We start from the raw sequence: 22,703 nt of genomic DNA, 5'->3' as shown, positions 1-22,703 counted from the left end.
TTTGTCCATACTTACAAGATAATGAAAGAATATACTAGAGTAAAGCCTTCTTTTGCTTACTATGCTATATGCGCTTCGCTTAAAATGGCAGCCTTCCATACGAGGCTGCCATTTTTCAGCATACATATCATCAGGACAAACAGAACTGACTTAAATGTTTTTTCTACTGGATTAACCGAACCTTTATCTCTTTCATCTCTTCCTTCATTATGATAGTCGGTTTCTTACACAATTCAGCACGAATTCCTTTTTCTTTTAAAAGTGCAACAAGTTGTTTCAATCTGTCTGCACCTTCTTTTGGCTTCATCCATTATTCCCTCTGTTTCTTTATGATGTCGAAAACTACTTCCTCTAATTTTTCATGCAGTTGCCGCTTTACCGTTAATTGGCAAAAACCAAAAGGGTATTAGAGTCGAAGATTTAGCTTATCTATAAAAAGCCGCTATCAATCCATTCTAAGAAGTTCTTCTTCACTCTCCATCTTCTGTAAGAAAATTCTCGATGTTATATTCTTCTTTTTTCTCTTCCAGCCACGTCGTATATTCGGTTTGCATCTTTTCACTGGTTAACAGCTCTTTAATTTCACTTTTGCTTTCTTCATAGTTCGCTTCTTTTGCTTCTTGTTTCTCGACCAGCTTAATAATATGATATCCATATTCTGTTTTGACCGGCTCACTAATTTCATCTGGCTTTAATGAAAAAGCAACTTCTTCAAATTCAGCTACCATTTCCCCTTTTGCGAAGAATCCAAGATCACCGCCCTGTTCCTTTGTCGTTGTATCTGTTGAATATTCCTTCGCTAATACGGAAAAATCTTCACCGCCTGCCAGCTTGTCTTTCACTTTTTTCGCTGTTGTTTCATCTTCTACTAAAATATGACTCGCCTTCACTTGCTCCGCTGTGGCAAATGACTCTTTGTTTTCATCAAAATATGTTGTCATTTCCTCTTCGGTTACTGAGATTCTAGATTTAAGAAGCTTTTCAATTGTTAAATTCAAAGAAAGATCCTTTTTAACATCTGCCAGAGAGATGCCGCTTGTTTCCATTGCTGCCTTCAGTGCTTCTTCGCCGCCATAAGATTCTTCTAATAGTTTTAATTCATTTTCAATCTCTTCGTCAGCAATATCAATCTTTTGCTTCTCCGCTTCGCTTTCAATAATGGTTTGATCAATAAGAGCATCCAAAGCTGCTTGTCCGCCTTGTTCTACTAATAAATTGTATAATTGATCTTGGCTAATGGCTTTCCCATCTACACGCGCAATGACTTCTTTATTTGAAAATACAACACCGATTGACACGACTACACCTAAAATAATTAAGATTATTAAAAAATACTTTTTCTTATTACGTAACTTTTCTATCATTTTCCATTCTCCTCTCACCTAACATCCAAAGGCCTCATTGAATTCATTTTTGCAGTTTTATACGATAAGCGCCTGCAACCGCAGGATAAGACTTTAACGCTCCTTATTAAAGCACGCTTCATCAGTACTTACTATATAAAACAAAAATGAAAAAACGGTGAAAAAGGTTGGTATGTTCCAGGACTCTTTTTTTCAGGTAAATCATCATTCTATCGAGAGTAGGGAAATGATAAACTCCTCTTTTAAAACATTCACTTTCTGTTATAATGAGTACGGTACTAAATTAAATATTGAGGAATGTAGGGGAACCGGTTTTGCTGGTTGAGAGAACATCCGTAAGGTGTTGACCCTTAGAACCTGATCTGGTTGATACCAGCGTAGGGAACATACTTTCATACAAAATCATGATTGTTTGATAGTGTGCGCCCGGGTATCGTATCCAGGCGCTTTTATTTTTATTCCCAGCTTTTGTGGAGGATGTAAAGCGTATGCGTTTTTTACCAATTACATAAAACGACTTAGGAGGATGATTTATGAAAAAGTGGTTAACAGTTCTCTGTTCACTGTTTCTATTTTCGGGCTGCAGCAACAATAATGCCGCACCAGCTGAAGAACAAAAAGAAAAAAAGGATTCTCTCACAAAAGTTTCAGTTGTTCTGGATTGGACACCAAATACAAATCACACAGGACTATATGTCGCAAAAGACAAAGGCTACTTTGAAGAGGAAGGATTAGATGTCGAAATTATTACACCTGGGGAAACAGGCGCAGACCAGCTTGTTGCTTCAGGCAAAGCAGAGTTTGGAGTAAGTTATCAAGAAGGAATTACCCAGGCTAGGGTTCAAGGTGTTCCTCTTGTTTCAATAGCTGCCATTATTCAACACAACACTTCCGGATTTGCTTCACCTGCAGAGAAAACGATTAAGTCACCTAAAGACTTTGAAGGTAAAACTTATGGCGGCTGGGGGTCGCCAGTAGAAAAAGCCGTTATGTCTTCCTTAATGAATCTCGAGAAAGCAGATGTCGAGAAAGTAAACTTTGTGAATATGGGAGACACTGACTTCTTCACAGCGGTTAAAAGAGATATTGACTTTGCATGGATTTATTACGGCTGGACAGGCATCGAAGCTGAGCTTCGAGGGGAAAAATTAAATATGGTTTATTTAACCGATTACACAGACAAACTCGATTACTACACACCGGTATTAACTACCAGTGAAAAAATGATCGACGAACATTCCGATACGGTAAAAGCCTTTGTTAAAGCAACTTCAAAAGGTTATGGGTTTGCAATTGATAAGCCGGAAGAAGCAGCCAATATTTTACTGAAGGCTGTACCTGATTTAGACTCAGATCTTGTTAAAAAGAGTCAAGAGTGGCTGTCTCCCCGCTATCAAGATGACGCCGCACGATGGGGTGAACAAAAGCTTGAAGTTTGGGAAAACTATGCAAGCTGGATGCATGATAATAAACTATTAGAGAAAGAACTTGACTCCAAAAAAGCATTTACGAACGATTTCTTACCTGAATAAGGAGGCAAAAACATGGCCAATTCATTAGTAAGCATTCAAATAATCCCAAAAACAAAAGATGGGGAAAGTGTCATTCCTTATGTAGATGAAGCAATTCGCGTCATACAGGAATCAGGCATCAAATATGAAGTTCATCCTCTTGAAACGACGATGGAAGGCGAATTACAGGAATTATTGGAAATCATTGCTAAAATGAATGAGCGTATGATTGAAATGGGGAGCCATAACGTAATATCCCAAGTAAAAGTGCTTTATCAGCCTGATGGGATTACAATGGAACAATTAACGGAGAAACATCGATAATGAGCAAGCGTGTTTTAAAAAGGTGGAGGCCAATTTGGATACTCCTCCTTTTCTTCATTGTATGGGAAATAGCAGTAAAACAAGCAGAGGTCCCGGAGTGGCTGCTTCCAGCTCCCACTAAAATTTTTTCGGAAGCGCTGGCAGGCTGGCCGCATTTTTATCCAGATTTCTTTTCCACTGTCAAACTGGCCCTAATAGGGTTTGCAGTTGGTACTGGAATAGGCCTTCTTACCGCTGTGCTGTTGCATTTGCTTCCTTTTATAAGGGAATCCGTATATCCTTTATTAATTTTATCGCAAAATATCCCGATTATCGTACTGGCTCCCCTTTTAGTTGTCTGGTTTGGATTTGGCCTTCTGCCAAAAATGATTGTGATTACTCTTGTTTGTTTTTTTCCAATAGCAGTTGCTTCGCTTGACGGATTTAGACAAACAGATCCTGAGTTAAAACATTACATGATGATGGCCGGGGCATCAAAAAGACAATTATTTTTAAAATTAGAGCTTCCTTATGCCCTTCCCTCCATTTTTTCCGGCTTAAAGATATCAGCAACCTATAGTGTGATGGGAGCCGTTATTTCAGAATGGCTTGGAGCAAAACAGGGAATTGGTGTTTATATGACATTAGCCTCTTCTTCCTTTAGGACGGATCGTGTTTTCGTAGCGATTCTTTCTATTATGGCATTAAGTTTACTATTCTTTGCAGTAATCCTGCTGGCGGAACGATGGCTGGTAAGATGGCAATTAAAGGGGGATAAAAGGAAATGAGTCATCTGACTGTTAAGGATGTTTCCCTTCGCTTTGGACAAAATGATGTAATTAAACACCTCAGCTTAACGGTTGAAAAAGGAGAATTTGTCTCCATTCTAGGTCCATCTGGAAGTGGAAAAAGTACGCTCTTCAACTTAATTGGCGGTATTTTACCACCTGATAGCGGACATATTTATTTAGATAATCAAATAATTAACGGGAAACGGGGTTCTATTAGCTATATGCCCCAATCCCCTTCCCTTTTGCCGTGGAGGACGATCTTAGCAAATGTCATGCTTGGACAAGAACTTATTGGAAAAAAAGATAGGGAAATGGCTAGAGAAATGATTCAGAAAGCCGGTTTAGGAGCTTATGAAAATGCCTATCCCCATGAGCTTTCAGGGGGAATGAAGCAACGTGCAGCTTTTATTAGAGCTTTATTAAGCCCTCAATCTGTCATTTGTCTCGATGAACCATTTTCAGCCTTAGATGAGCTGACAAGACTTGAGATGCAACAATGGCTTTTATCCATATGGGAAACATATCGTAAAACAATATTATTCGTGACTCACAATATAGAAGAGGCACTGTTTTTATCAGATCGAATATTAGTTTTGTCTAAAAAACCAGCCCATGTCATTGCAGAGTTTAAGGTTCCTTTTTCCAGACCGAGAAAAGAAGAATTTTTACTGGAAGAAGAGTTTTTACAGTGGAAAAGAAAGATATATTATACATTAATGAAACCGGGTGAGTAATTCACTCCACCTCAACATCTTGAGATGATATGAATTACAGCCAGCAAAAGAATTTGGAAAACCTGATGAATGTGGATTTTTTGATAAAAATGGTTGATTAAAAGTATTTCTTATAACGATAGTTTTTTTATATTAAAGAGCCCGTTTTGAAAAAGAATTGATCGAAATGGGCTCTTTATATTTTTTTAAAATTATATATAAGTCCAACTTAAGTTTTTAACATTAACTTGGTCCGGGCTCTTTTTTAGAATTTTGGGGTTTCTCATCTTGAATCATCTCACAAAGGTTCTCGTATAAGCGGCTGTTTAGACCACTTGAGTTCGTCCTCAAAGGTTCTAAATCGATCTATATAGTAAAATATTTTCTATATTTCAATCACCTATTTAATCAACCCGATTACATACTAACTAAACATCTAAAATCAATATTTCCGTCTGAGCTGTCTAGTGTATTTTCATTTCCCAATTATAATGAGTCTCTAAAAAAAGAAATATGTACTTATAGCTTTCAAAATATCCTATGCGGTTACAGTTGCTCTAAACCCAGTAAACGAAATTTTACTAAACATCAAACTATTTTACTAAACACCATATTATCTTCTTTGTTTATGTTGTTTCTATATATTTTGTTTTTATGTTTATTTGTTTAAATGATTTCTTGTTTTTATGTTTTAGGGCTTGAAAAAGCCTGATATGACAGCCTTTGTTAAGGTTAATCCTCACATTTTTTATCCGAACTATCACAGATTTTGTTCGAGTTATCACATTCTTTATCTTTAATCTCACAAAATTTATTTTAACTATCGCACATTTTATTTAAATTCTCACAGATTTTATCTCTGAAAGATCACACTTTTTATTTGTAATATCACATCATTTATTTTAATTATCACACTTTTTATACGAACCCTCACAGATTTCATCTTGAATTATCACACTTTTTATGCAAACCCTCACAGATTTTATCTTGAACTATCACACTTTTTATGCAAACCCTCACAGATTTTATCTTGAACTATCACACTTTTTATACGAACCCTCACAGATTTTATCTTGAACTATCACACTTTTTATACGAACCCTCACAGATTTTATCTTGAACTATCACACTTTTTATGCAAATCCTCACAGATTTTATCTTTTAACCATCACATTTTTTATCTTAATCCTCACAGATTTTATCTTTTAACCATCACACTTTTTATTTTATAACTATCACACTTTTTATCATTCCTTTTTCTAAAAAAAATCCTATTCTAAAAAGAAATATCTTAAGCTGCTAGTCGTTTTATGTAATCTTTTGTAAAATTTTATAGGTAGCAAATGTAAAAAATTCCATGATTTTTATTCCATCGTCCAATTGGGATGGAAATTATCACATTTCTTATAACTAGAAAAATCAACTATCACAAATTTTATACGTTTTTTAAAGGATATTTTGATTGATGGAATTATCACAATCTATTAGAATTAGTGATAGTTAGGAGGCAGTTAAATGCAGGATGTCGTAAAACAGGAGAAGAAAATCAGTCCTAATCACAAGGTAACCAAGTCCAATGATTTAATAGAGACCGCTTATAAATTATCTCTTCAAGAGACGAGGATTATACATACACTTATTAGTATGGTTGAACCTGATGATGAACATTTTCAAGTTTACAAATTTACTGTAAAAGAATTTGCCAATATGGTCGGAATTAAGGGGAATATTTATCAATATATCCGTGAAATTATTACAGGGCTCCAGGAAAAAACGATTCCCATTAAACAAGACAAATCAACGCTCGTCGTCAATTGGCTGGCCAGTGCGGAATATTTTCCGGGTGAAGGTTATGTTGAATTAGAGATCTCCTCTAAATTGAAGCCCTTTTTGCTTAATATGAAAAAACGATTTACGTCCTATCAGCTCAAGTACATCTTGCAGCTTAGTTCGTTTTACTCCATTCGAATTTATGAACTGTTAAAGCAATATCAGTTTTTACGGCACAAAACCCGGACGATTCCTCTTGAAACGCTTCGGGAATGGATAGGACTTGAACCTAATACATATAAGCAATACGGTCATTTTAAAAACCGAATCTTATCAAAGGCGCAAGAAGATATCAATGAAGTGACGGACATGAACTTTGAATTTCGGGAAGTGAAAAACGGTCGTAAAGTGACAGCGATCGAATTCCGTATTATTCCGAAAGATAACGAAGAATTGCCTTTACTGGAAGTAAACAATGAAGTAAAAGAAGAAAATCTCGCCGTATTGACAGATGAGAACGAGGAGAAAAAATGGGACAAAGCGCAAAAAGATTTATTGGATCAGCTTTTACAGCACAATATGGAGAAAGCAACAGCAGAGTCCCTTTTCATGCAATACGACAATGACCGTATACAAAATGCTCTCGAATATACACGACAGCGCCTTGAGACAAAAGAGATTGATAATGTTCCCGGCTATTTATTATCTGCCGTCAAAAAAGGATGGAAGCCGAAAAAACGCGGTGTTATCCGTAAAGAGATGGTTCCGGTATTTATGAAGCAGCAGAGTGATGACGAGAAGCGCTCTCTCTATTTGGAACGTTTCGGATCACAAGCCGACTTTGAACATCACTGCCTCGAAGTATACGAGTTAAAGAAAAGCCTATCCATGGAAAAAGAGGATTCGGAGAAAATCGCTGCTGCAGAAGTACGTAATACCATTCGAATGGACATTATGAAAAGGAAAGAACTCGGCCTTCCAATAAGATTATTCGATGATTTTCAGCATGATCTTTTAAGAAGGTTTTACCAGGAAGTCATTTTAGAGCACTTATAAATGCCAAAAGAAAAAATCCCTTATACAAACGATAATTTCAGTTTGTGATAAGGGATTTTCCATATAATTTAGTTTACTGATAATACCGTCTACGGCCCTTTTCAAACATTTGATCTACTCAAAAGACAAAGGAATCGTCATATTAACGGTTGTCCCTTTATCCGGTTTGCTTTTGATACGAATGCTTCCTTTATGATGCTCCATAATACGGTTAATAACCATATATCCAAGTCCTGTTCCGGTTTCTTTTGTCGTGTAAAAGGGTTTTCCCAAGTTTTCGATGTGTTCTTGCTTCATACCGCAGCCATCATCTTCAATTTCGATGACCGCCGATTCCGCGCCTTTTTTCCACGCGCGTACCGTAATAGTTCCCCCATATGGTAAAGCTTCCATACTGTTTTTCAATAAATTCATAAACACTTGTTTTAATTGATTCTCATCGCACTCGACGGTCAGCTCTGAATCCCTTAAATCCGTCTTTACTTCAATATTATTCATAATTGCCTGAGCTTGAAACAAAACAATTGTTTCATTTAACGTTTGTAATACATTCTTTTTTTGATAATTTAATACATGCGGCTTTGATAAAATTAAAAATTCACTGATGATAAAATTGATGCGGTCCAATTCTCCTAAAATGATTTTATGGTAATCGTGATTAGAAAAATTCTCTTCTGTAAATTGAATGAACCCTCGAATCGTTGTAAGCGGATTGCGAATCTCGTGAGCGACACTTGCTGCCAACTGACCTACAACCGCAAGCTTTTCTGAATTTAACAATAAGCTTTCTGTCTGTTTGCGTTCTGTAATATCCCGGAATTGAGCGAATGCTCCCACTAAGTGCTGACCATCATCGAAAATGGGGAGAGCGTCAAATAAAAAAGTGAGAATATGTCCATCTTTTCGGGTAAATGATATTTCAATATCAGTATAAAGCTTTTTTTCTCGAAGCACATCTTCCAGATACATTCCAAAGGGTTTTAACTCATTGATGCTTTGATTAAAGACACTTGCTCTTTCTATCCCCGTCAAATGCTCTGCATAAATGTTGTATCCAATTAGCTTCCCATCTGGATTTGCAATGATAATGCCATTCCGTGTCGTATCCATGATAATTTGATTCAATACATTTAGTTGCTGGTTTTGTTTTAATAGCTTTAATTCTCTTTCAATCGAATCATTGACGGTCGATAGCAGCGTTAGTAGCAGCGGATTAGCAAAATCTATAGAGGTCATAAGGGAGATCGTTCCAATCACTTTGTCTTCCGTTTGGTCTTTAATGGGTACAGCGTAACAAGCAGATGAATGTAAAAAGCGGTGGTAATGCTGTTCCCCAATAATTTGCACCTCTGTTTTATGTTTTAACGTCAAACTTATGGAATTAATTCCACTATCCTCTTCGGTAAAACGAATCCCTTCTTGAATCCCGAGTTCGTTCACCATATTCTTGATACTTTCATCCCCCATCATTTGTAAAAGATAGCCTTTTTCATCACTAATCACTGTTAATATAGGGACTCCTTTTACAGACAAATGGAATTTCCTTAAAAAATGGGTCACGACCTGCAGCATTTCTCGGTATCGTAAACGTCTCGCCTGCAATTGCTCTTTATTTAAATATTGCTGAAAGGCTGGGAGACCTGAAGGGTCCATCCCTCTCTCTTTACATTGTGTTTTTAGGGAATCAAAACATAGAATGTTATCTGCCATAATTCTTGCTCTCCTGTCACACCTGTTATATTGGGCGACTGCCCATCGTCACAGTTTATATCTATATAAATATTATAGGGTAGAAATGAAAAGCCGTTAAGAGTAAAAACTCAACTCTAACAGCCTCTTCTTGAAATTCACATAACGGTTAAGAATATATTCAATGTTTTGAAACAGGATCATTACCTTATAAAAGATCATTATTTACAAAACGTATATTCAATAATCATTTTCCCCAAACTATCTTGTGTGACTTTTAATTAAGAAATGGAGTGATAATGATGGCACAATCAAAACGAGGATCTCAAAAAGGGAAGCCAAATTCGGATACAACAAATCCTGTGATAGCCGCTGAGGAACTGGAAAAAGCCATTCATCCGACAAAACGTCAGAATGCTAAACAGTAACGGATCCATCCATCGAAGATACACACAAGAGAAATGCAGTTAGAAAGAAAGCAGGCCAATTCATGAAAGACAAGAAAAGCGAACCGCCATTTCAAAGCGGGAACCTCGTAAAAGATGAGCTGAAAGGTTATTATGCGATGGATGCAGACATAAGTCTTCAATCTGTCAATTTTGCGACAACCGAAAACGCTTATTTAAACGAGCATTATCAGGAACAATCACGGGAAGAAAATACAGAAGATTAATTTTTGCAATGAGATGTGGCTCTTCAGAAAGTCATAAAAGACCGGGATATGTCTTTATCACCGGTCTTTTAGCATTAAATTTAGAAAAAGTTATTTTAAACTATTCAACCTTTTTTAGGACAGCACGCACCGGACTCCCATCTCCTTCAGCGAGCGGCAGCGGTAGTGCAGCCAATTCATAGTCTCCTTCTGTGATGCCATCAAGTACAAGTCCTTCTAAAATATGCAGGCCGTGGTGCGTAAGTTCATGATGGGCAGACAATTCCTTGCTGTCCAATGGGTCGACTGACGGCAAATCAAGTCCGATTAGCCGCACACCTTGCTGGGACAAATACTCTGCCAGTTCCGGTTCAAGATGGGGAATGGATTCCGGAAAAACGGCTCGTTTTTCCCATGCCCCTGTATAGATTAATAAACGAGTCACTCCTTCTAAGTCAAGATGACGTAGATCATTTACTCCAATGCTTGTCTTGTTCGGCAAATGGATGACACGTGCCGGCCCGATATACAAATTAATGTCCAGCTCTATCACCCGTTTGCCTTCATTATCGAAGTGGAAAGGAGCGTCAATATGTGTGCCTGTGTGGGTGCTCATCGTGATTTGTCCTACATTGACCGATCCGCTTTCTTCTTTGCTCCAATTGACTTTATACGCAAAAGGCGTATCTCCGGGCCAGACAGCTACGTTTCCATCCAATGGTTGTGAGATGTCAATCCATGTACTCATATGATTTTCCTCCATTTTATGTTTAGATTTTTACTTTCAACAATCTGTGCCGCTCAAATACGGCTTATATGTAAAAATATGCACTTGAGGAGAATGACGGCAGCCACATATTTTCCGTGGCTGCCGTCATTCTCCTTTAAAGTTTCGTTCTTAAGCTCCATAGTTCCGGGAAGAAATGATGGTCAAGCGCTCTCTTTAAATACGTGACGCCTGATGAACCGCCTGTTCCCTGCTTATGGCCAATAATTCGTTCGACTGTGCTCATATGGTTAAAACGCCAAAGCTGCTGCTGGCTTCCGATATCCACGAGCTTTTCTGCCAATTCATATAAGTCCCAGTACTGATCAACATTGCGGTAGACCGTTAACCAAGCCTCTTCTACGCTGGCATTTGGCTCATAATTCTGTGACCAATCTCTTTCAAGCGCTTCTTGGTCAATCGGTAATCCTCTTAAGGCGAGTGCCCGGATGGCAGCATCATAAATACTAGGTTGATTTAACGCTTCGTTCAATTTTTCATAAAGCTCCGTTTGATGCTGATAAACTAATAAAGTATGAGCATTTTTGTTTCCAAGAGCGAATTCGATCAGACGGTTCTGGTAAGACTGGAAACCGGATGAATGCCCGAGTTTATCGCGAAATTCCATGTATTCTGCCGGTGTCAACGTAGACAATACACTCCATGATTGGATCAATTGCTGTTGAATTCTTGATACACGTGACAGCATTTTAAAAGACGAATCTAAGTCATTGCGGCGAATGCATTCAGTCGCGGCTGTAATCTCGTGTAAAATGAGTTTCATCCATAGTTCGCTTGCTTGATGGATGATGATAAACAACATTTCATCATGATGATCTGATAATCGGTGCTGACTTGATAAAATTTTGTCAAGGTGAAGGTAATCCCCGTAAGACATATCTTTTTGGAAGTCTGTCCGAATTTCTTTTTCTAAGCCGGGCTTTGTACCATGCTCATTATTGTTTGTGTTTACCATTTTGTAATCCTCCCTTTTTCTTTTACACATCGATGTTCTTTAACAAGGAGATGATCTAATCAACTTTCATATCGTTGTCAGACATACTTGAAGCTTTTTGTAATGCACCATGATTCATGTTCTTCTTTTTCCACACCATGTAAGCGATGGACAGGAAGATTAGCCACGGTACGCCGAACTGAAGCATAATTTTAAACGGTGTAACCCAAGTTGTTAACATCAGACTTAATAAAAGTACAGCCCCTGCGATTGTTAAATAAGGAAAACCTATCATTTTAACCGGTAACTTCCGCCCGCCGTTTCTCTCCCACTGTTTACGGAAAAATAGATGCGAAATGAACACCATAAACCAGGTGAAAATGGCCCCGAACATGGAAATACCCATCATGAATGCATAAGAAGAATCTGGTACGATTGCACCTACTGCCGCCGCCAAGAAAATACCGCCTGTTGAAACAGCGAGTGCTCTCGAAGGAATCCCTTTTTTGCTTATCTTTCCAAAGAAAGCAGGCGCATAGCCTCCCCGCGATAATGAATACATCATCCGGGTTGAAGCGTAAAGCTGACTATTCATCGCCGATAAAGCAGCCGTCAAAATGATAAAGTTCATAATTCCAGAAGCGCCTGGAATATTTAAAATTTCCATGACTTTAACGAACGGGCTCTTATCTACACCCGCGGACTGCCACGGAACAATCATCAACATGATGGCAATTGTCAGTACATAAAACGTTGATAATCGAAATACGGTTGCTTTCAACGCTTTAGGTACCGCCACATCCGGATCTTTTGCTTCACCAGCTGTAACGGCTATCATTTCTGTACCTAAGAAGCTGAATAAGGAAATAAAGATTGCGACCCACATTCCCCACCAGCCAAACGGCATGAAACCGCCATCGTTTACAAAGTTTTGAGGTCCGATGCTTGATTGATCCGGCCCTCCGAATAAAACATAAGAACCAAGAAGTATGAAAAGCACAATTGCGCTTACTTTAATCATGGAGAACCAATATTCAAATGTAGCGAATGTATTGACGCTTGTTGCATTCACATAGATGAGGACGAGAGAGAAAAATAAAATCCACACGGCACCCGGAACATCGGGGAACCAATATTTCATGTAAACGGCAATGGCACTTACTTCTACGCCGACAGCCAGAACGTTTGCCACCCAGTATGAGTATCGGACAATGAAGCCTGACCAAGGATTAATATATTTTTCAGCAATCGTTCCGAACGAGCCGGAAGTAGGATGGGCTACTGTCATTTCTGCCAGACATCCCATTAAAAGCAACACGATAAATGCTCCAATTGCATAGCTCAGCAGTACACTCGGTCCTGCGGTGCCGATGGCAAGACCGCTTCCAAGGAACAATCCTGTTCCAATGGCGCAGCCCATCGCAATCATTGTAAGCTGATTTGTCTTCAACTCACGTTTTAATCCTGATTCCCCATTATGATTCCCCATGTTTCATCCCCCTTGTTCTCCCAAAACTTTCAGCTTTATGCTACTACTTCACGTTCATTTTCAAATTTTTCATATTGCTTTTCAGTCATGATGGCTTTGAGGGTTTGAACGACTTTCCACACCTCTTCATAAGAAGTATACAATGCTACTGGCGCCAATCGAATAATATTTGGGGCACGGAAGTCCGGAACGATTCCATTTTCTTTTAAAGATTTGCAAATTCGTGCCGCTTCCTTGTGCTCAAGACTAATATGTCCTCCGCGGCGTACATCATCTCTAGGGTTTCCAATGATAAAGCCCATATCCGTCAACTCATGTTCGATTAAATCCATTAAATATTGATTGATCAAGAGTGATTTTTCTCGAATATTTTCAATTCCCGCTTCTGCAAAGATTTCAAGAGAACCGATTAAAGGTGCAAGACTCAATACATGAGGAGTTCCGATTTGGAAAGCTCCTGCATTTTCAGCCGGAGTCAATGTATGTTCCATATCGAATTGTTTGTCTTTTCTTGAACCGAACCAGCCGGCCAATCCTGGGTGTGTACCGAAATGCTTACGATTGACATACAGCCCGCCGACACAACCCGGCCCCCCGTTCAAATGTTTATAATTGCACCAGTATGCAAAATCAACTCCCCACTCGCTGAATGAATGAGGAATAGCTCCTACGGAATGGCAGCCGTCAAAGCCGATTAAAATTCCTCTTTTATGAGCCTCTTCTGTCAAGCGTTTCATATCTAGAATTTGACCGCTTCGATATAAAACAGTTGGTAAAACGATTAACGCAATATCATCAGTCATGGCAGCAATGATATCATCTTCTTCCAAAAAGCGTCCATCTCGGCTTTTCACACGAATAAGATGTGTTTCTGGATCGTAGCCATGGATGCGAAGCTGACTTTGAAGCGCATAAATGTCCGACGGGAACGTTAGCTCATCAGCTAAAATTTTCGTGCGTGTTCCTTCCGGCTTGTAAAATGATGCCACAAGCTGATGCAAGTTCACAGTCGTGGAACCGGTTACAATTACTTCTTCAGGCGAAGCTCCGACGATTGGCGCACTCATTTCACCCAGCTTTTCGGACATGAAATACCATGGATGATTGCCTTGTGTCCAGCCGTCAATCCCAAGTTCTTTCCAATCCGCCAAAGACTCTAAAAGCGTCTTTTCCGCTCGTTTAGAAAGGAGGCCCAATGAATTTCCATCCATATAGATGGAGTTCGGTTTTAAATAAAACTCATGGCGGAAATGCGAAAGCTTATCCTGTTGATCAAGGCTTTGAGCGAAGTCCACTGTTGGTTGAAAAGAATATGAAAGCATCATAATCCCCCTTGATTTTATTATTAGTAATGTACTAGCGCAATCGTATCAAAGAATATGACATGATGTCAATAACGAATTCGAACATTCTAAAAATTGATGAAAAGGTTAGAGATTCTTCACAAATCCCCCTTTAGTTTTATCGGAAATACCTATATGCTAGAATTAATGAAAAAATTTTAGGGAGGGTTAACGAGTCATGAAAAGAGATGAAGTCGTGGATAAACGCCATTTGCGCTCCATCATGACAAGAGAAAAACTATTAGAAGCCGCAAGAGCAGTATTTCTTGAAGACGGCTTTCAAAAAGCGACTATTTCTCAAATCATTAAGAAAGCAAAGGTCGGGTATGGAACCGCATACGTTCACTTTGAAGGAAAAGATGACATTCTAATCGTGTTAATGGAAGATGTCATGGCACAATTTTATCAAATTGCCGAGACTTCCTTTTTCCCAAAATCTAAAATGGAAGCGGAACAAATTATTCAGAAACAGGCATATTCCTTTTTAAAATTGGCAGAAAAAGAGCGGGGAATGATGCAAGTTTTTGAACAAGCAATCGGCATCTCCCCTGTCGCCTCTCATAAATGGAAAGAAATCCGGGAAAAGTTCATCCAAAGAATCGCCAAAGATGTTGCCTATTCTCAGAAGAACGAGCTGGCAAGGCCCGGGCTGAATCATGAACTCGTGGCACGGGGCTGGTTTTTTGCGAACGAAATGTATTTATGGGAAATTGTCCGCGATGAACATCAATCTCCTGTTGAGGAAATTGCCAAAACCATTACAGCGGTTTATACGGCGGGGCTTTATTTGTAAAGGAAACTTCCATCAGTGGTGGACTTGCTGCCTGTTAATACGGGATAAAATTGCAGGCGCTTGTTCAGCTCATTCACAAAAAAAGATTTCCAGTAAATAAGGACAACCTTTACTGGAAATCTTTTTTATTTAACAGACGTATGTTCCCCGCTGATGAACGTTTCATTTATTTGAATTTTGTCACTCGAAATACCTGTGAGGATTCTGCATACCCATTATAATGAATGTCCAAATCGTGAAAATAGCGGTGCAGTGTTTTTACATTCGATTTATCTTTTTCATTGTTCTCGATCTCCTGCACCAGCTTGGCGATGTTCTTGAAATCTTTTGCTAAGTCTTCGTTAGCCGGCTTTAAACTCGTGAGTGAATGAAGGATAGCGGAAGCGGCTGCGGCTTGCTCTTCCCAATTTAGTGAATTCACTCTTCCATAGCAAACTGTTTCGTTATAAAAATGATGGAAATAAGCAATGAACTCACCCTCATCCGTAAATTCCTCCAGGTCCTTGACGGAATCAAGCATGGTGGCTTTCGTCGTCTCAGGCTGTATCGCTGCGTCTTTCCCGCTCCGCCACGAGACGGCTGCATAGCTTACGGTTAAAAGCATAACGATAGCAAAACCGATGATTAATCTCTTGACTATTTTATCTGATGTTTTCTTCTCTTTCTCCATCCCCGATCCCCCTCTTCTAATTATTTCTATTTTAACATGGAAATCGTGGGATATTATGGATTTTCATTCGCTTGATATTGAACTATTGGCTTGTATTACCGTTAAAAGCTTCTGGAAGCATAGTGAACCCTTCAATTACGGTATCTTCTTCCACTTCAATCATAAGGTAACGTTTACCGTTAAAATTGACCTGCCTTACGTATCTTAAATCTGGTGGACTAATCGAAATGTTTGCTACTTTCGTGTTAATTTTGATAGATTTTGAGTTATACTTTGGCACGATGCTGCTTGCTTTTAGCTCATAGTTTTCGTCATCGAGGACTCTTTTGAAAGCTGTTTCTACCTTTTCTGTATTTACATCTTCTAGTCCACTCATCTTTAGAACACGTTCTATGTCTTTGTAATCTAGTTTTGGGGTTTCTTCATCTTCATTTTCTTCGATTACACGGTTAATTTCTTCATATACATTGGAGAGTGTTGACGTGTTTAGCTGGTCGCCTGTTACGTTTTTTACAATTTCCTCAAAAGCGATTTTATCGTCTTTTGCCGTCATCGTCTCTTCACCATTTAATACTTCCTCTATGAACTGATAATCAAGCTCATGCGCCTTGCCTGCTGAATAGAGAATGTGGTTGACATCCGCAGCATTATCTGTGAAACAAGGAAAAAGAAACCCTGCTACTGGAGCGTCAAGGTTGATGACAGGATCTATCACAACATTGTACTTGAATTCCTTCTCGACATAGTCAAAAAGTAATTCTTTTTTTGGTTCTTGTGTCTTATTTATACTGCATAGAATAAATGAATGAGAATAAACGGCATCTCGTTCATTTTCCTCAGCCTCTTCGATTGCGCGTTTCATTGGCTTCAAATATTCTCCTCGAATGAACGTTACGACAATATCCATTTCATATTGTCGGTCTTTAAGCATTTTTTCAACGATGAGAAGCATTTGTTCTTTCCAGCCTTCCACATCACTGCTTAACAAGCCTTTATGCAAAATAAGCTGACTGTTATTTTCAGCATCACGCTGAAATTTTAATTCAAATAACTTTTCATCTAATTGCCCTGTCAATAATTTTTTAAAGTTATTCATAAACAACTCTTGCTGATCTTGGTCTAACATTTCAAATGGTTGACTTTGATGATGATAGATTTCACTTGTTTCCTTCATGATATAAACATTGAAGATTTCGGTGATTTTAAGTAAATCATTATCTACTTTAAATTGTTTTCGAATGCTTGCTATGTCTTTTTTGTTCATATGTATTCCCACTCCTAAACTATTTTGATCGGCTATTATATAGAGGTCCGACTAATTACTTTCCATCCTTTAAAATATTCTTTTATTTTAACATAGGGTTTGATCGGATAACCTACTTTAGGTTTTACATAATCAAAATCAGAAATAGAAAAAAGAAAAAAATGAGGATAGAATTAATAACTGGTTAGTGGATATAAGAACAGATGCACTAACTATATAAATGCTGGAATTAGTGTCGGAGTAGGCTTCATTTTGACTGATCAACTTAATGCTCTTTTCAATCAAATCGGCTGATACTTGGACATTAGTATCAAAAATATTATTAATGCGGATTAAAAAGTTTACCTCGCATTAATTCCAATTGCTTTTCCATCGAGGAGATTCTTATTCAGCGGCAAGGAACTGTTGCGAACATTCATCGCTCGGAAACATCATGCATTTTTATTTTTCTCCATATTTTTCAATCTAAAGCAACAATATATATCCAATTTGAAGGATGTAAATCAGCGTCTTTTTTCTTTGATTATGGACACAATATATTTAGCCCTTATCACATCATGAAAGAAGTGCTGGGAGGTTTTTATGCTATTCAAATTATCCAAGTACCAGAAGGAAATCGAGTACTTTCAGGATTGGAAGTCTAATTTTGAGCAAGAGCTAAATGATTATAAAGTGGATTTCTCAAACATTAAAGGGGAAGCAACGAAGGAATTGCTATCTAAAGAAATCAACAAGCTTCAAACGTTTATAGACATAGCCGATAAACGAATAAATGAATACCGCAAATAATCCATAAGTCTTAATGGGACTAAAAAGACGGTGTTTTATCGAAAGGCCCGTCAATAAATGCTTAGTTTTTATGGTGGATTCTTTCCAGAGGATGACTCGTAAGGTATATTTTTCATACCTTTTTCGAATCATCCTCTTCTTTATTCTTATCATTACTTTCGTAATTGTAATCAAAATGTAATACATGGCTTCTATTGGAGAAGAGAAACCTATTCGTGAACATCAATCGAGCTTTCAAACAAAAAAGGTCGTACCACTTGCGAACATTTAGAAATCGATGAATAAAAAGGGGGTATCTATATGAACACATTGCATGCAAGGAGACGGATGCTTCTCTCCCTTGCTCTTCTTCTCATAATCATGAAAATCCCTGTTTCTCTTGCTCAGACAGAATTTCCAACCAATCATGAAGAGGATAAAGCATTTCATAATTCATCGCTTATTCTAAAAGAAACTTCAAACTCAACAATTCAAGATCACTTTTTGACTCAAAAAGAATATAAAAAAATGATTAGAGCCTTTAGCTCCATCAGCCCTGCTTCTCATGTATTGCCAACTGAAGAACAATATATTGCTGCATTGCGCCGATTGTTCCAAAAACATTCTATATACAGTTCTTGAAATGATAAATCCACGGCATAATACATGAGTACACCAAAGAAATAAATCATGGACTGATGATATTTAATACAGGATCATAAAACAGAAACGTTGTCATGAACCCTTCCATTCTGCACATGCTTGAAGAGCGAAGAGGTTTATAAAAAGCGGGTTTCCCCCCCGTATACGTTAGGAAACCCGCTTTTTATAAACTCACTATCAATATAACACCGGCAACGGCTGATTTCTAAGCAGGGGCTTCCCCCTTTACTTTTTTTCTTCCACCTTTTGCTCCTGATGGCAACCACTTTTACAAATATACGCTTTTTTTACATATAAACTCGGAAACACTTTCAAATTGTCTTTTGCCCCGCAAATATGACATTTTTTCGGTTTACTTGCCAACAGCATCTCCAGCACCTTCCCTTTGCTTAGTTTTTATTAAGCAAGGTCTAAGATGAATGTGTTCTAGTCTGTTCGACTATGATTCGCTCTTGAATTCATTTCGACTTTCTGTGATCCAATCCCTTTCTTCTTAAGGAATCTTGGTTTAATTTTTATCCCGCATGAATGGTTTCTTCGAGAACTAAAATCCCGCATGAAAAATAGGGCTCCTCATTTCTTCAAAATTTCTATTTTTGCAGCCGTTGCCCTTGCCGGAAATGAGTATGTAACACTCTCTTCTTCCTTTAGCCATGCCTTTACTAGTTGACCGGTTTTATAATTTTGGATGTTATCAGGGACCGTTATATAAATAGGCTGAATATCATTATCTCCTAAGATTTCTTTTGTCGTATAATTCAGTGCCACATCTTTTGGAACGACATTGGCCACTAAAATTTCATTCCCCTTTACCTCCATAATCCGACCTTGAACGGTATAAGAAAGTAACGATTCATCATTCTCTGTTTCTCCACTACAACCGACATGGATGATTAATAAAAATAAAATCATTGCACACTTTAAAATGGTAGATTTCATTTGTTCTCTCCTTATTTTTGCTGATTTCTTCATTGTAACCTGATTTGCCGTCCACTTTCCAAGGTTATGCAAAAAAGCCTCCCGGCAATTGTGCAGGAGGCGATCGTTAAAACTCAATCTTGATTTTTTGAGATTCACTGATTTTGTTTTCAGTTTGATCAAATACGTCACTTGTCGTTATTTCAATCCACTTAACATTCTTTGCTTCATTATCATGTTCATCTTTCTCGCTGTCGCCGCCTGCATGCTCGTCGTGTTGCTCTTTATGAGCATGGCCGTCTGTGGCGTTCACAATAAAGCCAATGTTTCCGGTCTTTACAGCATTACCTTGTATTTCACCGTTCAGCTCTTCAAGGTAAATATCTTTTTCCCAATCAAATGTTTCACCCGTGTTCGTTTCAAGTAATGCCACTGGTGCAAAATTCACTTTCTCTGAAGAAGTGTTTTTAATTTCCACAAACACTTTAACAAAGTCAAACTCCTCTTCATGTGTTAACACATGAAAATAATCGATCATCCCGTAGCTTGGCCTTAAGTGAACGAGTTTCATCTCTTTTACTGTCAATTCAATCGGTCCAACTTTGTAAGTTTGATTGACGTTATTAATGGCTTTTAAAGTGGCTTCTCCTTTATCGTCTTCATACGACTGACCAACCTCCAGCAATGAACGGTCATCTGTCACTTGAGGATTGGGCTGATATTCAACGGTTTGGTTCTCCGTTTGTTCTGAATCCTTTTGTTTTGACGTTTCAGTATTTTTTTCGTTCGTAGGCCTTTCTGTCTCGGTTGCATTTTCTTTATTCGTTTCATCGCTATCAGGAGCAGCATTTGCGGAACAGCCGACAAGCAACATGATTAAAAATAACACGGAAAAAGTTTGTTTCATGAAGATTCCCCCAGATGACTTTTTATTTTTAGTTTGAACAACCTCTTTAAAAAAGCACCCGCTGCTCTTATTGCAACGGGATACCTTTTCGTCTACAGTTAATTTTTACTTATCTTCAATTTTAATATCATAGTTTAATGCATCGAAAACATTTTTCGCGATTTCAATGTTATCGATTTGTCCAGCAAATTTTTCGCTTGCCGGTCCGAATGCATATATAGGAACGTCTTCACCTGTATGTCCGCCTGTTGTCCAGCCAGTATGAGAACGCTTATTGAAAATGTTCTCAATCGCATTGTCGATATCAACGACTTTCTTTGTTGCCGCAGCATCTTTAACTGATTGGATTTCTTCTGCTGTTAAGGCTAAGACATTTTGATCGATATATTTTTTCAATGTTTCTTCAACATCGGCACCTTTAGCAATTTCTTGAGCCATAAAGTCAGGTGTGCGCTTTGCCGCTTTGATTGGTTCGCTGAACCAGTTGTAAATGCCGTCCGCGCCGATAGAATATCCGCCTGTAGAATGGTCTGCCGTTGCCACAACTAATGTATGCTTATCCTTCTTCGCGAATTCGATTGCTGCTTTGAATGCTTGTTCGAAATCTTCCATTTCACTCATGGCACCAACAATATCATTGTCATGCCCAGCCCAATCGATTTGGCTTCCTTCTACCATTAAGAAGAAACCGTCTTTGTCTTTGCTTAATTTAGAAAGGGCAGTGTTTGTCATTTCTTTTAATGAAGGAATCTCTTCTGTACGGTCAATTTTCTTTGGAAGTCCGCCTGGAGCGAATAATCCAAGGATTTGATCGTTTTTGTCGTTCAACATCTCTTTACGATTTGTTACATAGCTGTATCCGTCTTTTTTAAATTCTTCTGCCAAATTGCGGTCTGTACGTTCAAAGTTGCTTTTACCGCCGCCAAGAAGAACGTCAACTTTATGTTCACCGTTTACCATTTCATCAAAGTAGTCATCCGCAATCGAGTTCATGTTTTTACGGCTGTGGTCATGCGAACCGAAAGAAGCTGGCGTTGCATGCGTAATTTCAGAAGTTGCCACAAGGCCAGTCGCTTTTCCTTGTTCTCTGGCAGCTTCAAGAACCGTTTTCACTTCTGATCCGTCGTTGTCAACGGCAATCGCAGCATTGTAAGTTTTAATCCCTGCAGACATCGCAGTTGCTGCGGAAGCAGAATCCGTTACGTTTTGTTCAGAGTCTTCCGGATAAGTCATTTGCTGCCCTACAAGGTACTGATCAAATGCTGTTTGTTCAGCGAACTTTGTTGTTGGATCATTTTTCATATAACGATGTGCAGAAGTGTAAGAAACACCCATGCCGTCACCGATTAAGACAATGACATTTTTAATTTTAGCGTTATTATTTGCTTCCTTTTTATTATGTTCTTTTGCATCTACATGCGAGAACCCGCTCATTAAACCGCCAAAAGCAACCGTTGAAAGAACAGCCACTGGTAATAACTTTTTCGCTAATTTCTTTTTAAACAATGTTGTTACCTCCTAGTTATTGTCGTATTCAATCTCACAAAATGAATTATATTCAGAAACTATTAAGCTACTTTTAACAGATTGTAAATTAAACGTTAAGATTCTATATCTATTAAAATATTAGTCTTTTAATGCTTTACCCCTTCAGCATATTCTGTAGAATGAACTACTTTTCCAGAGAATGTCTGGAAGAAAAAAGAGTGCTTCAATTTAATAAAAAAACTGAAAAAACCACCCGATTATAATAAAATCGGGTGGTTTTTCAACTTTTGTTAAAGGTAGAACTTGCTTTCTTCCATTGTTAGCCATTTCGCATAACCAGTATTTAAGATTTCCGCGTTATTCCTGCAGTCTATCATGATTTCATTAAGCGACCTTGATGGCTTTGCCAAATGGAACCCTCGGCAAATAATCGTCAGGAACGAGCCAAAATACTTTATAGTTCACTTGAAGCTCTTCATAAAAATGACCAGTCACATCTGTAATATAAAACAATGTATCAATTTTTTCTGCCTCAGCCCATTCCAATACTTCCGTATAGGAAGCTTTTCCATGCTTAAAATATTTGATTTCCGCCTTATCAATAGGTGTTGTACTTCTGATTTTAAAGTCGGCTTGAACCAATATGGCGTCTTTTTTTAATTCTTGAAATAATTTGATGATATTATTTACGAGGTTTGGATCCTCAGGCGGATTCGACGTATCAATCGCCAATGCAATCGTTTGGTCCTGCCGCTCTTTCAATAGCGTAAGGAGAGCCATTTGCCATTTCATTATGATCGCCCCCATCTTTTTTTTCGAACAACTTTTAT

The 22,703-nt window shown here is 38.2% G+C and carries 23 protein-coding genes and 1 riboswitch; of the genes, 10 read left to right on the top strand and 13 right to left on the bottom strand.

Annotation, left to right across the window (positions count from 1 at the left end):
* Positions 1-163: 163 nt before the first annotated feature.
* Both BK575_RS28360 and BK575_RS06405 read right to left on the bottom strand, forming a co-directional pair.
* Positions 164-307, bottom strand: a complete 144-nt coding sequence (locus BK575_RS28360) for a hypothetical protein (RefSeq protein WP_169907591.1) — start codon at positions 305-307, stop codon at positions 164-166.
* Positions 308-470: 163 nt separating this feature from the next.
* Positions 471-1,364 (bottom strand): peptidylprolyl isomerase, encoded by an 894-nt coding sequence (locus BK575_RS06405; protein ID WP_078409434.1) that lies wholly within the window; start codon positions 1,362-1,364, stop codon positions 471-473.
* A gap of 291 nt (positions 1,365-1,655) precedes the next feature.
* Positions 1,656-1,765, top strand: a riboswitch (TPP riboswitch).
* A 132-nt stretch (positions 1,766-1,897) separates the two neighbouring features.
* Between BK575_RS06405 and BK575_RS06400 the strand changes: the two genes are divergently transcribed.
* The 5 genes from BK575_RS06400 to BK575_RS06380 all read left to right on the top strand — a co-directional run bounded on the left by BK575_RS06400 (position 1,898) and on the right by BK575_RS06380 (position 7,508).
* On the top strand, positions 1,898-2,896 hold the full coding sequence (locus BK575_RS06400) for an ABC transporter substrate-binding protein (protein ID WP_078409432.1): 999 nt from the start codon (positions 1,898-1,900) through the stop codon (positions 2,894-2,896).
* A 12-nt stretch (positions 2,897-2,908) separates the two neighbouring features.
* Positions 2,909-3,199: an MTH1187 family thiamine-binding protein gene (locus BK575_RS06395; protein WP_078409424.1), complete on the top strand. Its 291-nt coding sequence runs from the start codon at positions 2,909-2,911 to the stop codon at positions 3,197-3,199.
* Positions 3,199-3,966 (top strand): ABC transporter permease, encoded by a 768-nt coding sequence (locus tag BK575_RS06390; protein ID WP_078409422.1) that lies wholly within the window; start codon positions 3,199-3,201, stop codon positions 3,964-3,966. Before BK575_RS06395 ends, BK575_RS06390 begins: the two co-directional genes overlap by 1 nt.
* Positions 3,963-4,703, top strand: coding sequence for an ABC transporter ATP-binding protein (locus BK575_RS06385; protein ID WP_078409420.1), 741 nt, complete (start codon positions 3,963-3,965; stop codon positions 4,701-4,703). Before BK575_RS06390 ends, BK575_RS06385 begins: the two co-directional genes overlap by 4 nt.
* A gap of 1,494 nt (positions 4,704-6,197) precedes the next feature.
* Entirely contained in the window at positions 6,198-7,508 is a 1,311-nt protein-coding gene (locus BK575_RS06380; protein WP_078409419.1) for a replication initiation protein, read from the top strand.
* 114 nt (positions 7,509-7,622) lie between these two features.
* On the opposite strand, the gene BK575_RS06375 is transcribed toward BK575_RS06380, so the two are convergent.
* The gene (locus BK575_RS06375; RefSeq protein WP_078409418.1) at positions 7,623-9,218 is read right to left on the bottom strand and encodes an ATP-binding protein; all 1,596 of its coding nucleotides are present in this window, start codon (positions 9,216-9,218) and stop codon (positions 7,623-7,625) included.
* Positions 9,219-9,496: 278 nt separating this feature from the next.
* Here BK575_RS06375 and BK575_RS29290 point away from each other — a divergent pair, with 278 nt between their 5' ends.
* Positions 9,497-9,625: a hypothetical protein gene (locus BK575_RS29290; protein ID WP_268877705.1), complete on the top strand. Its 129-nt coding sequence runs from the start codon at positions 9,497-9,499 to the stop codon at positions 9,623-9,625.
* A gap of 62 nt (positions 9,626-9,687) precedes the next feature.
* Complete coding sequence (locus BK575_RS06370; protein ID WP_078409417.1) at positions 9,688-9,870, top strand: hypothetical protein; 183 nt, start codon at positions 9,688-9,690, stop codon at positions 9,868-9,870.
* 100 nt (positions 9,871-9,970) lie between these two features.
* On the opposite strand, the gene kynB is transcribed toward BK575_RS06370, so the two are convergent.
* From kynB to kynU, 4 genes are all read right to left on the bottom strand, one after another.
* Positions 9,971-10,597, bottom strand: coding sequence for an arylformamidase (gene kynB, locus BK575_RS06365; RefSeq protein WP_078409416.1), 627 nt, complete (start codon positions 10,595-10,597; stop codon positions 9,971-9,973).
* A gap of 136 nt (positions 10,598-10,733) precedes the next feature.
* Positions 10,734-11,591 (bottom strand): tryptophan 2,3-dioxygenase, encoded by an 858-nt coding sequence (kynA, locus tag BK575_RS06360; RefSeq protein WP_078409415.1) that lies wholly within the window; start codon positions 11,589-11,591, stop codon positions 10,734-10,736.
* Positions 11,592-11,646: 55 nt separating this feature from the next.
* Complete coding sequence (locus tag BK575_RS06355; RefSeq protein ID WP_078409414.1) at positions 11,647-13,059, bottom strand: amino acid permease; 1,413 nt, start codon at positions 13,057-13,059, stop codon at positions 11,647-11,649.
* Positions 13,060-13,094: 35 nt separating this feature from the next.
* Positions 13,095-14,381 carry a kynureninase gene (kynU, locus tag BK575_RS06350; protein WP_078409413.1) on the bottom strand — a complete coding sequence of 429 codons (1,287 nt, stop codon included), beginning with the start codon at positions 14,379-14,381 and terminating at the stop codon, positions 13,095-13,097.
* Positions 14,382-14,580: 199 nt separating this feature from the next.
* Here kynU and BK575_RS06345 point away from each other — a divergent pair, with 199 nt between their 5' ends.
* Positions 14,581-15,195, top strand: a complete 615-nt coding sequence (locus BK575_RS06345; protein WP_078409412.1) for a TetR/AcrR family transcriptional regulator — start codon at positions 14,581-14,583, stop codon at positions 15,193-15,195.
* A gap of 166 nt (positions 15,196-15,361) precedes the next feature.
* Here BK575_RS06345 and BK575_RS06340 read toward each other — a convergent pair whose 3' ends face one another.
* Both BK575_RS06340 and BK575_RS06335 read right to left on the bottom strand, forming a co-directional pair.
* The gene (locus BK575_RS06340; protein WP_078409411.1) at positions 15,362-15,865 is read right to left on the bottom strand and encodes a hypothetical protein; all 504 of its coding nucleotides are present in this window, start codon (positions 15,863-15,865) and stop codon (positions 15,362-15,364) included.
* 82 nt (positions 15,866-15,947) lie between these two features.
* Positions 15,948-17,129: a DUF4317 domain-containing protein gene (locus tag BK575_RS06335; protein WP_078409410.1), complete on the bottom strand. Its 1,182-nt coding sequence runs from the start codon at positions 17,127-17,129 to the stop codon at positions 15,948-15,950.
* A gap of 582 nt (positions 17,130-17,711) precedes the next feature.
* On the opposite strand from BK575_RS06335, the gene BK575_RS06330 reads away from it, so the two are divergent.
* Both BK575_RS06330 and BK575_RS06325 read left to right on the top strand, forming a co-directional pair.
* The gene (locus tag BK575_RS06330) at positions 17,712-17,918 is read left to right on the top strand and encodes a hypothetical protein (RefSeq protein ID WP_078409409.1); all 207 of its coding nucleotides are present in this window, start codon (positions 17,712-17,714) and stop codon (positions 17,916-17,918) included.
* A gap of 300 nt (positions 17,919-18,218) precedes the next feature.
* Entirely contained in the window at positions 18,219-18,539 is a 321-nt protein-coding gene (locus tag BK575_RS06325) for a hypothetical protein (protein ID WP_078409408.1), read from the top strand.
* A 594-nt stretch (positions 18,540-19,133) separates the two neighbouring features.
* Here the strand turns inward: BK575_RS06325 and BK575_RS06320 are convergent.
* From BK575_RS06320 to BK575_RS06305, 4 genes are all read right to left on the bottom strand, one after another.
* Positions 19,134-19,499 (bottom strand): DUF3221 domain-containing protein, encoded by a 366-nt coding sequence (locus BK575_RS06320; RefSeq protein ID WP_078414671.1) that lies wholly within the window; start codon positions 19,497-19,499, stop codon positions 19,134-19,136.
* 106 nt (positions 19,500-19,605) lie between these two features.
* Positions 19,606-20,385, bottom strand: coding sequence for a hypothetical protein (locus tag BK575_RS06315; RefSeq protein WP_078409407.1), 780 nt, complete (start codon positions 20,383-20,385; stop codon positions 19,606-19,608).
* Between the two features lie 105 nt (positions 20,386-20,490).
* A complete protein-coding gene (locus tag BK575_RS06310) occupies positions 20,491-21,891 on the bottom strand; it encodes an alkaline phosphatase (RefSeq protein ID WP_078409406.1) in 1,401 nt (466 codons plus the stop codon).
* 366 nt (positions 21,892-22,257) lie between these two features.
* Entirely contained in the window at positions 22,258-22,665 is a 408-nt protein-coding gene (locus tag BK575_RS06305) for a VWA-like domain-containing protein (protein WP_078409405.1), read from the bottom strand.
* Positions 22,666-22,703: the final 38 nt, after the last annotated feature.

Source organism: Priestia abyssalis, assembly GCF_002019595.1.
In the GTDB taxonomy this organism is placed as follows: Bacteria; Bacillota; Bacilli; order Bacillales; family Bacillaceae_H; genus Bacillus_BA; species Bacillus_BA abyssalis.
This window is presented reverse-complemented; position numbering and strand designations above follow the sequence as displayed.

Bases quoted from the DNA above. Each gene is read 5' to 3' on its own strand.
- BK575_RS06400 (WP_078409432.1), top strand. From the start codon at position 1,898: ATGAAAAAGTGGTTAACAGTTCTCTGTTCACTGTTTCTATTTTCGGGC.
- BK575_RS06305 (WP_078409405.1), bottom strand. From the start codon at position 22,665: ATGAAATGGCAAATGGCTCTCCTTACGCTATTGAAAGAGCGGCAGGAC.
- BK575_RS06390 (WP_078409422.1), top strand. From the start codon at position 3,199: ATGAGCAAGCGTGTTTTAAAAAGGTGGAGGCCAATTTGGATACTCCTC.
- BK575_RS06325 (WP_078409408.1), top strand. From the start codon at position 18,219: ATGAACACATTGCATGCAAGGAGACGGATGCTTCTCTCCCTTGCTCTT.
- BK575_RS06370 (WP_078409417.1), top strand. From the start codon at position 9,688: ATGAAAGACAAGAAAAGCGAACCGCCATTTCAAAGCGGGAACCTCGTA.
- kynA (WP_078409415.1), bottom strand. From the start codon at position 11,591: ATGGTAAACACAAACAATAATGAGCATGGTACAAAGCCCGGCTTAGAA.
- BK575_RS06340 (WP_078409411.1), bottom strand. From the start codon at position 15,865: ATGGAGAAAGAGAAGAAAACATCAGATAAAATAGTCAAGAGATTAATC.
- BK575_RS06315 (WP_078409407.1), bottom strand. From the start codon at position 20,385: ATGAAACAAACTTTTTCCGTGTTATTTTTAATCATGTTGCTTGTCGGC.
- BK575_RS06345 (WP_078409412.1), top strand. From the start codon at position 14,581: ATGAAAAGAGATGAAGTCGTGGATAAACGCCATTTGCGCTCCATCATG.
- BK575_RS06405 (WP_078409434.1), bottom strand. From the start codon at position 1,364: ATGATAGAAAAGTTACGTAATAAGAAAAAGTATTTTTTAATAATCTTA.
- BK575_RS06335 (WP_078409410.1), bottom strand. From the start codon at position 17,129: ATGAACAAAAAAGACATAGCAAGCATTCGAAAACAATTTAAAGTAGAT.
- BK575_RS06380 (WP_078409419.1), top strand. From the start codon at position 6,198: ATGCAGGATGTCGTAAAACAGGAGAAGAAAATCAGTCCTAATCACAAG.
- BK575_RS06355 (WP_078409414.1), bottom strand. From the start codon at position 13,059: ATGGGGAATCATAATGGGGAATCAGGATTAAAACGTGAGTTGAAGACA.
- BK575_RS06330 (WP_078409409.1), top strand. From the start codon at position 17,712: ATGCTATTCAAATTATCCAAGTACCAGAAGGAAATCGAGTACTTTCAG.
- kynB (WP_078409416.1), bottom strand. From the start codon at position 10,597: ATGAGTACATGGATTGACATCTCACAACCATTGGATGGAAACGTAGCT.
- kynU (WP_078409413.1), bottom strand. From the start codon at position 14,381: ATGCTTTCATATTCTTTTCAACCAACAGTGGACTTCGCTCAAAGCCTT.
- BK575_RS06385 (WP_078409420.1), top strand. From the start codon at position 3,963: ATGAGTCATCTGACTGTTAAGGATGTTTCCCTTCGCTTTGGACAAAAT.
- BK575_RS06320 (WP_078414671.1), bottom strand. From the start codon at position 19,499: ATGAAATCTACCATTTTAAAGTGTGCAATGATTTTATTTTTATTAATC.
- BK575_RS28360 (WP_169907591.1), bottom strand. From the start codon at position 307: ATGAAGCCAAAAGAAGGTGCAGACAGATTGAAACAACTTGTTGCACTT.
- BK575_RS06375 (WP_078409418.1), bottom strand. From the start codon at position 9,218: ATGGCAGATAACATTCTATGTTTTGATTCCCTAAAAACACAATGTAAA.
- BK575_RS29290 (WP_268877705.1), top strand. From the start codon at position 9,497: ATGATGGCACAATCAAAACGAGGATCTCAAAAAGGGAAGCCAAATTCG.
- BK575_RS06395 (WP_078409424.1), top strand. From the start codon at position 2,909: ATGGCCAATTCATTAGTAAGCATTCAAATAATCCCAAAAACAAAAGAT.